The 9,331-nt window shown below is 42.6% G+C and carries 8 protein-coding genes and 3 tRNA genes; 8 read left to right on the forward strand and 3 right to left on the reverse strand.

Annotated features, from left to right (window positions below):
* Positions 1–278: IS3 family transposase (locus L865_RS0119615; protein ID WP_028772461.1), on the forward strand; the 278-nt coding region annotated here is incomplete at its 5' end.
* 290 nt (positions 279–568) lie between these two features.
* On the opposite strand, the gene L865_RS0119620 is transcribed toward L865_RS0119615, so the two are convergent.
* From L865_RS0119620 to L865_RS0119630, 3 genes are all read right to left on the reverse strand, one after another.
* A complete protein-coding gene (locus L865_RS0119620; protein ID WP_028774791.1) occupies positions 569–1,651 on the reverse strand; it encodes a calcium:cation antiporter in 1,083 nt (360 codons plus the stop codon).
* Positions 1,635–2,291 (reverse strand): DedA family protein, encoded by a 657-nt coding sequence (locus tag L865_RS0119625; protein WP_028774792.1) that lies wholly within the window; start codon positions 2,289–2,291, stop codon positions 1,635–1,637. The genes L865_RS0119620 and L865_RS0119625 overlap by 17 nt, the downstream gene beginning before the upstream one ends.
* Positions 2,292–2,376: 85 nt before the next feature.
* Positions 2,377–4,461 carry an alkyl/aryl-sulfatase gene (locus tag L865_RS0119630; protein WP_037471666.1) on the reverse strand — a complete coding sequence of 695 codons (2,085 nt, stop codon included), beginning with the start codon at positions 4,459–4,461 and terminating at the stop codon, positions 2,377–2,379.
* A gap of 388 nt (positions 4,462–4,849) precedes the next feature.
* On the opposite strand from L865_RS0119630, the gene L865_RS0119635 reads away from it, so the two are divergent.
* The 7 genes from L865_RS0119635 (at position 4,850) to L865_RS0119665 (ending at position 9,314) form a co-directional block, all read left to right on the forward strand.
* Positions 4,850–5,188, forward strand: coding sequence for a zinc ribbon domain-containing protein YjdM (locus L865_RS0119635; RefSeq protein WP_028774794.1), 339 nt, complete (start codon positions 4,850–4,852; stop codon positions 5,186–5,188).
* A 602-nt stretch (positions 5,189–5,790) separates the two neighbouring features.
* The gene (gene uvrY / locus L865_RS0119640; protein WP_028774795.1) at positions 5,791–6,435 is read left to right on the forward strand and encodes a UvrY/SirA/GacA family response regulator transcription factor; all 645 of its coding nucleotides are present in this window, start codon (positions 5,791–5,793) and stop codon (positions 6,433–6,435) included.
* 18 nt (positions 6,436–6,453) lie between these two features.
* Positions 6,454–8,283, forward strand: coding sequence for an excinuclease ABC subunit UvrC (gene uvrC, locus L865_RS0119645; RefSeq protein WP_028774796.1), 1,830 nt, complete (start codon positions 6,454–6,456; stop codon positions 8,281–8,283).
* Between the two features lie 47 nt (positions 8,284–8,330).
* On the forward strand, positions 8,331–8,888 hold the full coding sequence (gene pgsA, locus L865_RS0119650) for a CDP-diacylglycerol--glycerol-3-phosphate 3-phosphatidyltransferase (protein ID WP_028774797.1): 558 nt from the start codon (positions 8,331–8,333) through the stop codon (positions 8,886–8,888).
* Between the two features lie 143 nt (positions 8,889–9,031).
* Positions 9,032–9,107: transfer RNA gene (locus L865_RS0119655), tRNA-Gly, on the forward strand.
* A gap of 9 nt (positions 9,108–9,116) precedes the next feature.
* Positions 9,117–9,190: transfer RNA gene (locus tag L865_RS0119660), tRNA-Cys, on the forward strand.
* A 38-nt stretch (positions 9,191–9,228) separates the two neighbouring features.
* A tRNA-Leu gene (locus L865_RS0119665) sits at positions 9,229–9,314 on the forward strand.
* Positions 9,315–9,331: the final 17 nt, after the last annotated feature.

The following is a 9,331-nucleotide window of genomic DNA, read 5'->3' on the forward strand; positions in this document are numbered from 1 at the left end:
GTTCAGATTGGCGTAGTTTTCTTAAAGAACACAACCTTGAAGCAAGTATGAGCCGCAGAGGGAACTGCCATGATAACGCTGTTGCAGAGAGTTTTTTCTCACTCCTAAAGAAGGATAGAGTTAAGCGAAAAGTCTATAAAACCAGAGATGAAGCACGCTCAGAAATATTTAACTATATCGAATATTTCTATAATCCAGTGCGCCATCATGGTAGTAATAACGGACTGTCACCAATGAAGTTCGAAAAGCAGTATTTTGAGAAACTAGAAAGTGTCTAGATAACTAGGGGCTTACCATACCGGTGCTCTAAATTAACTCTTTCGTTGCGGTCATTATTGTCACAAATAGGACTTTTTGCACCCTTTTAAAGATGAATCTTAATCAATGTGTGTTTACATTAGGGATAACAAGGTTAGCGGTTGGGTTCATGTTGGCAATATTGATAAATGGCTGGCTTGAGTATGCACAAGAGTAGGGGCAAAGCGAGGCTAATGGGGTTTTAGACTAGTTAGTGACGTCCTTATCACTAACTTAAGTTGCCCATGAAGTCATACTTACAATGGCTAGTTTAATCGAACATCAATAGTACATAGGCCATAAATAGTACCAAGTGAGTGGCGCCATTTAACGGGTGCGTACGTCCGCTACTAAAAGTCACCATTGAAACTAGTACAGTGGCTGTTAATAAAACCATTTCGGTGGTACCAAGGCCGAGTATAACGGTTTCACCCATGAAAAGGCCTATCAGTAACACAGCTGGAACCGTCAAGGATATTGTTGCTAGTACTGAACCATAAAACAAATTCATTGCACGCTGTAACTGATTGTCCAGTGCGGCTTTTATTGCGCCGACACCTTCAGGGGACAAGATAATTAGTGCGACAATCAGGCCGCCGAGCGCAGACGGAGCACCAAATGTAGCGATACTGGTATCGATAGGAATCGCCAGGCTTTTTGCCAGCCCTATGACCAATATAAGGTTTAATACCAATAGTATTGAGTGATAGGGGATTGAGTGAGTATTATGTTCGGCCTCTTCTTCTGTAGTATCGCTAATAAAGTAGTCTGTATGGCTTCTTGTTTGAATGAATAAGAATACCCCGTAAAGCAGTACTGAGGTGACTATCAGTGTGAATACCATAATACCCGACATACCACCAAACTCATCCTGCGACGAGAAGCTAGGTAATATTAGGCAGATGGTTACGACTGGTATTATCGCTGCAATATAGGCTTTTAAACCTTGGACATTATACTTTTGAGAATGGTATTTAACCCCGCCGATTAATAATGTGATCCCGACTAACCCGTTCATCACGCCCATTACCACTGCAAACATGGTATCGCGGGCCATGACAGGGTTTTCTGAGCCGGTGAGCATGACTGAGGAGATCATTGCCACCTCAAGTAGCACGACCGATAATGTGAGAATTAACGTACCGTATGGCTCTCCCAACTTATGTGCCAAGGCGTCAGCATGCCTCACAACGGCAAAAATCATCACTAGCGTTACGGCAAGTAGCAAGACCGTCGTTGCTATACCGGCAAAAGAGGTCAAAGAGTGTGAGAGTAACTCATTACCCTTAGCTATAAAGCCGGTAACGGTCGCGATGCCAAGCACTAAAGACAGCATTTCAGTTGAATTTTTCATATTCACTCTGTGGGTTAGATTTATATTTGAAAAATCTGGTGACAATGCCAATCATGGCAATGATCATTAAAACTAGACTAAAGCCAACCAATCCTTTTAGCAATGTTGCCTGATAACTTTCTAGTACTGGATTTAAGATGAGTACTTTTCCTAATACTAATAGAGCCGAAATCCAAAGCAGGCTGCTTGTTAAATTTGATATAAACACTTTCAGTGGATTAAGCCTACCCAATCCCATCATCATGGGAGTGAGTACCCGAACAAAAGGGATGAAACGCGACACAAATAACGATAGAAAGCCGTACTTAGTGAGTAACTGAGATGCACGTTCCATACTGTTTGCAGGTAGGATGGTAACTATTTTTTTGTGACAATGACTGCGATTTAACATTCTTCCTTGCCAGTAAGCTAGAAAACCACCAATACTGGCGGCAGCCGAGAGGTGCATGACGGTTTCAGACAGGGGTAAAACACCGAGTGCTATCATACCTCCGGCAAATATAACTAAGCTGTCTCCTGGTAGCGGTAAAAAAACAAATGCGGATTCGAGAAAAAGCACAACTGTCAAAATAAGTAGTAGGTATTGTGAGTTTTTAATTAAATCAAAATCGCCATTTATGAGTGTGTTAACAACTTCCATGGGCCTCCTATTCAAAAAAGGTAAAACTCTAAAGGAAAGGGCGCATGAGCCAGCGCCCTGTAGATTGTGTTTTCGCTAGGCTAAGTTATTGATAAATTGTTTTATCAACTTCTTTTCCTGAATCAGGCCTTGGCATAACTTCAAAGAATGGGTCGAATTCTACCGTAGCATTTTTGAGCGTTTTCAAAGGTTTTTTACTCCCTTCAAGTGTTGCGCTACCGGCTTTTATTAGTGACTCAATACTTGCTTCACCTAACATCATTTTAGTCACACTAGAGCGGTCAATGGTTAAGGTTGCGTCCGCATCTCTTAAAGTTTTTACTTTGATATTACTTAGGTTGCCATGACGCATATCAACACGATACTTTTCATTGATATCAGGTAGCACGATATTGATTGAGAAGTCGTTTCCATCAGCTTGATTAGCGACAACCCTTATAGCGGTGTAATCTAATATCTGACCTACGGTCATATTCGCTAACATATCAACAGATGCTGTTTTTGCGGAACCCGTTGTCACAGTACCTATTCGCACTTCCTGAGCACCTGTTAAAAAGGTATTGCGCCAACCTGCACCTTCAGCCTGATAACCTTGCTGTTCCCAATTGTCGGCTAACAGCATTCGTGCTGGTGAAAAGTCATTGCAAGCTCTCACGATATGGTCGAGCATCACACCAGCAAAACGATAGTTACCGTTATCAAAATGCTGTTTAGCTGTCTTATATCCAGCTTGACAGCCGCCATAGGCTTGGGTGAATAAATTGGCCTCTTCATTAACGGAAAGGCGGTTTAAGTTGGCAGGATTCATGTCAAAGTATCCTAAGTACATGTTATACACTGCTCGAGCATTGTGAGAATAGGTACCGTGATAGCCATTGGTGTGCCAAAGTTTACGCAGTGAGTCTGGCAATTCTGCATCAATCTTGGCGCCGATATCTTGGATACCCATCCCACTATTTGCGAGGCGAAGCGTTTGATTGTGTATGAAGCCGTAATTATCTCTTTGTGCTTCCAAATACGGCACAATATTGGTGTTGTCCCAAATAGGTGCAGAGTGAGAACCCATTAAGTACTCGACGTCTCCTCCCCAGGCATTGATCATTTCGTTTATATCTTTTGACCATTTCAAGGCATCTCTCACCTTCGCCCCCCGTAAGGTATAGATGTTATGCATACCCTGATACACCATCTCGCCAGTCCATAGCGTTTGGTGTTCTGGCAAGTAAGCGACATTACCACTTGGTGCTTCAGTACCAGCAGTGTCCATGAAAACGAATTGGACACCGTCAATGTGTCGTTCATGGAATTTTTCAATATCCCCCGCAGGGAAGGTTTCGTGCGGGGGAACTAGCGTTACCATGTGGCTTGGTCCTGCGGAGAATCCATTTGCCAATGCTGCATCTACAGCACCGGTTGCTGAAGCTTGACCTAATGTCGCACCGTATTGAATATTACCTCTGCGGGACATGGCATTACCGGCGAGTACATTTTCTGAAATGGCTTCAGATAGGAATTCATGTGGGGCATAAGCCTTAACATCCGGGAAGCGTTCTAACACTGCGCGAGAGCCGCCAAAGTGATCTACATGGGAATGTGAATAAAGCATGGCAATGATAGGCTTATCACCACCTTGTGGCACATGTTTAAAGAAAAAATCCATGGCATCGCTCATGGCTTTGTCATGCATCAACACATCGTAAACAATCCAGCCACTGTCTGAACGGATAAATGTGGTTGAGGCTAAGTCGATTCCCCGTACTTGGTATATATCTTGTTTTACTTCATATAGTCCATTGGCTGCAAAGTTTGCTTGTGCTTGTCGCCACAATGATGAATTAACTGTATCAGGGGCGAGATTATGGCTTTTTAAACCGGTATGAAGAGAGTCAAACCTATGATGTAAATGTCGCGATTGTTGCTCATCAAAGGTTTTAATTAGACCTCGTTCATTGTTTTTAAACACCTCAATATCATTAAAATTCAGTGTTTTAGTAAACTCGCTATTGGCTTTGATCGTATGCGGTGTAGCGGCTTTACCTTTGCCTTTCATCAATTGGCTGCTATTGACGTGTTCATGATCATGGTGGTGATGTTCGGCGTGTTCATGCTGTGCTGCCTGTGCGGAGATGGTTGTTGCTGAAACGAGGGTTGCGACCAGAATTCTATTCATAGTTATAACCTTAATAATGAATGATGAGTGGGCATTTTTCAGGAAGCTTTTAAGGTACTCTCGAGCTCAATGGTACAAAGCGAATTACAAGTCCTTTTTACCTAGTAACTATTAATGATGTAGCATCATTGGGTGATGAAATTATCAACTTGGCTCCCAGTAAGGTCTAATGAAAGTTATTTAGCTTTTTAATAACTGCAGGTTATAATTTTTTTAATTCAACAGTTTAAAACCATTGAGCGTGTTTTGTTGTCTGTTAACTAGCGCACATCTGCTATCTAGAAGTAATAAAATTTATTGACTATAATACTTTGTCCAAAATGGGTAGGGTTCTCATATCGTGTGAGGAAGATCTAGCCCGTTCTAATTCCAGTAAAGAGTAAAAACAATGAGCCAAATCCCACCTTGTCCGAAATGTGAATCAGCATATGTTTACGAAGATGGTTCGCAATTAGTGTGCCCAGAATGTGCTCATGAGTGGAACCCTAATGAAGAGATTATTGATCCTGACGCGATTATTCTTAAGGATGCAGTAGGTAACTTGTTGGCCGAAGGCGATAAGGTCACGCTAATTAAAGACCTTAAAGTTAAGGGCTCATCTTTGGTACTAAAAGTGGGTACTAAAGCGGTTATTCAACGCTTTGTGGATGCTGACCATGATATCGATTGTAAAGTCGATGGCCATGGCCAAATGATGCTTAAGTCTAAATTTGTTCGCAAGGCATAAGCGGTTTTTATCAAAGATAGCCTGCCTAGTGCAGGTTTTTTTACCTTAAACTAAATCGCTAATCTCTTTTTAGTTATACCAATCAGTATAAGAATTTGATCTACTCAGCGTGCTTTTGGCAAACTAATTCAAGGCCGGCTAATTCAAAGTGAGTACTGAAACAATGGTTGCTCCCTTGTGAGGTTATTCAACGCAGAAGTAGGTAGCCAAAAACGCGCCAGAATGGCGAGTTTTAGCAATCCTGATGCTGTGTTAACGAGCTTAACCGTAGAATAACTATGCTCTTCACTCGTTGCCTTGCCTCAGAACCGCTAAACTCTCACTGAGTGACTAAATGTGTATACTGATTGGTATTAGAAGCACTAAGAATAGTTGTTTATAGATTGGCGATAAAACATCACTTTTCGTCTACTATTTGCGCACGTGATTGGCGAATTATATTGTGATCAGTTAGTTAGCTAAGATAGGTTTTGTTTGCTTATTTTTTAGTGACTTAGCTATTACAGTTAGATCTTTCATAATCGTCGACTTTAGGATAAATTAGTATCAAGTCTCATATTTACCCACAATCATTTAGCCAGCATTAAGTAAGGTAACTAAGGTTGATATCTGTATATTTAGTTGATGATCACGAACTTGTCCGTACTGGGATAAGACGTATTCTAGAAGATGAAAGTGGGATCAGTGTCGTCGGCGAAGCGGGTGACGGCGAGACTGCCGTACAATGGGCGCGCAGTAATGAAGCGGATGTCATATTAATGGATATGAATATGCCGGGCATTGGTGGTTTAGAGGCAACACGGAAAATTTTACGCTATCAATCCCATGCCAAAATTATTGTATTAACCATCCATACCGAAGACCCATTTCCAACCAAAGTGATGCAGGCAGGCGCTTCTGGCTACCTAACCAAAGGCGCGACGCCACCGGAAGTGTTGCAAGCCATTAGACAGGTTGCACATGGTCAGCGTTATCTCTCCCCAGAAATAGCTCAACAGATGGCGTTGAGCCAATTTAATCAAAGTGAAGATAACCCGTTTAAGTCTTTGTCTGAACGTGAACTACAAATCATGATGATGATAACCAGTGGTGAGAAGGTCAACGAGATTTCAGAGCAGCTTAATCTTAGCCCCAAAACTGTGAATAGTTATCGCTATAGATTGTTTGCCAAATTAGGCATTAGTGGTGATGTAGAGCTCACTCGCTTAGCGATTCGTTATAAAATGCTTGATACTGGACAGTTTTAATTGTCTGTAGCGTATTAGATGACAGATACTTTTAACGCTAAAGCTTTTCTGCGAACGGTGACATCTTCTCCTGGGGTTTATCGCATGTACGATAAATCTCATACAGTAATATACGTGGGTAAGGCCAAAGACCTCAAAAAACGTTTAACAAGTTACTTCCGTAGCAATATACCTAATGTTAAAACCCAAGCCTTAGTTTCTCATATCGCCGATATCGATGTCACTGTGACACATAGTGAAACCGATGCGCTGATCCTAGAAAATGATTACATCAAGCAATACATGCCGAAATACAATGTATTGCTCAGAGATGATAAGTCGTACCCCTATATCTTATTGAGTGGTCACAAACACCCAAGGTTGGCTTATCATCGTGGTGTCAAACGAGAGAAAGGTCAGTATTTTGGGCCGTATCCAAATGGTGGCGCAGTACGAGAAAGTTTACATTTATTACAAAAGATATTTCCTATTCGCCAATGTGAAGATATTTATTATAAGGCGCGGTCTCGTCCGTGCTTACAATATCAAATAGGTCGTTGCAGTGCGCCATGCGTAGGTAAGGTCAGTGATGAAGATTATGCCGCGCAGGTTAAATTAGCGAGCTTGTTTCTTAAAGGCAAAGATCAACAAGTCATGGGTGAGCTAGTCTCTCAAATGGATTTGGCATCACAGGCATTAGAGTTTGAAAAGGCAGCACTATATCGAGACCAGGTCTCGGCGCTTCGCCGGGTAACTCAGCAGCAGGAAGTATCTAATCAAAGTGGTGATATGGATGTCATTGGCGTGCATTTCGCATCGGGAATTGCTTGCTTCCATCTATTGTTTGTCCGCAATGGCAAAATATTTGGTAGTCGAAGCTATTATCCTGACATACCAGCACAAACCAGCTTAGGTGAGATCTTGCGCGCATTTATGCTGCAGTTTTACCTCAATACCGAAAGCCAAAGAACCCTGCCAACAGAGATTATTCTAAGCCAGTCATTTGAAGAAATCGCTGAATGCGAAGCGGCTATCTCCCAAGCATTGTCAAAGAAAATAAGCATTAAAACCAATGTACGTAGTGAGCGTGCCAGCTTTTTACGTATCGCAGACACCAATGCGACTAATGCAGTAACGAGTCGCTTAAGTCATAAAAATACGGTAGAGCAACGCTTCGTACTGCTAGAAGAGGCCATTGAATACGGTGGGCTTATTCAACGTATGGAGTGTTTTGATATTAGCCATACAATGGGTGAAAGCACAGTCGCATCGTGCGTAGTGTTCAATCGAGAAGGGCCGAGTAAATCAGATTATCGGCGCTACAATATCAATGGAATCACACCTGGCGACGATTATGCTGCGATGAAGCAGGCGCTCAGTCGACGATTTGATAAACTGACAAGCAGCGCAAAAGTACCTGATATTCTGTTTATCGATGGCGGGATAGGGCAGCTGCGTATTGCACAAGAAGTGGTCGACCAAAAATTTGCTCATTTAGCCCACGCCCCCTTATTAATTGGTGTAGCAAAAGGCGAGGGCAGAAAGCCTGGCCTAGAGACGCTTATTTATGGAGAAAGCGAAATAGCGTTTAATTTGGCAGCAGACTCGCCTGCATTGCATTTAGTGCAGCACATAAGGGATGAGTCGCATCGATTTGCGATAACAGGGCACCGTAATAAAAGGCAGAAAACCCGCAATACGTCCACACTGGAATCTATCTCAGGGGTTGGACCTAAACGTCGTAAGGCCTTACTGCAATATTTAGGTGGCATACAGGAAGTGAAGGGAGCAAGTGTGGCAGAACTAGCAAAAGTTCCCGGAATTAGCATAGAAATGGCGCAAACAATACACGATGCATTGCGAGGGTAAGAAAATTAAGGCAAGATTGGCGCTGCTTTTGGAAAATTGGTTACCACATGCCGTTTAATGTACCTATTGCGTTAACTCTTTTCAGGTTGTTTTTATTGCCTGTTTTTGTAGTTGTTTTTTATTTGCCATACAGTTGGTCAGCGTTTGCTGCTGCCTTTATTTTCTGGTTAGCTGCTGTAACTGACGCCTTAGATGGTTATGCTGCGCGTAAATTAAAACAATCTACCCGCTTTGGTGCTTTTCTAGATCCTGTTGCAGACAAGATTATGGTGACCACCGCTTTAGTCTTGTTGGTTGCCCATTACAATAGTATTTGGTTGACCCTGCCGGCCTTGTTTATGATTGGTCGCGAGATTGTCATTTCTGCGTTAAGAGAGTGGATGGCTGAGCTCGGTAAACGTGGGGCTGTGGCGGTATCTTGGATAGGCAAGTATAAAACTGCTGCACAGATGGTGGCGATCGTTGGATTAATTTGGCAGCCCAATGAATGGCTTACTTATCTAGCTATCGCTCTGTTTTACGTTGCAGCGGTTCTGACATTTTGGTCTATGGTGAGTTATATTCGCGCAGCGTGGGGTGATTTAACTGCAGAATCGCATAATTAAAATGCAATGCGATCATTTAGTGTTCAAGCAGTAATTTATTCGTAAATATAGCGTTGACACTGGCATCTAAATCGGTAGAATGCCATTCCGCAGTCAGGGGAAAGCCTCTAGCAGAACATTGATTGCAAAGTTAGAAATGGTTTGCGACATTAGCTCAGTTGGTAGAGCGATACCTTGCCAAGGTATAGGTCATCGGTTCGAACCCGATATGTCGCTCCAATCTACTAAGGCGCGATGGCAGAATGGCTATGCTGCGGATTGCAAATCCGTCGATCTCGGTTCGACTCCGGGTCGCGCCTCCACTTTAATGTTTTAGTGCGTAAGCGGTAAAACACACTTTGCCCGAGTGGTGGAATTGGTAGACACAAGGGATTTAAAATCCCTCGCTGAATAAGCGTGCCGGTTCAAGTCCGGCCTCGGGTACCATCATTCGATGACAAAAA

The sequence above is a fragment of the Shewanella waksmanii ATCC BAA-643 genome (genome assembly GCF_000518805.1).
Lineage (GTDB): Bacteria > Pseudomonadota > Gammaproteobacteria > Enterobacterales > Shewanellaceae > Shewanella > Shewanella waksmanii.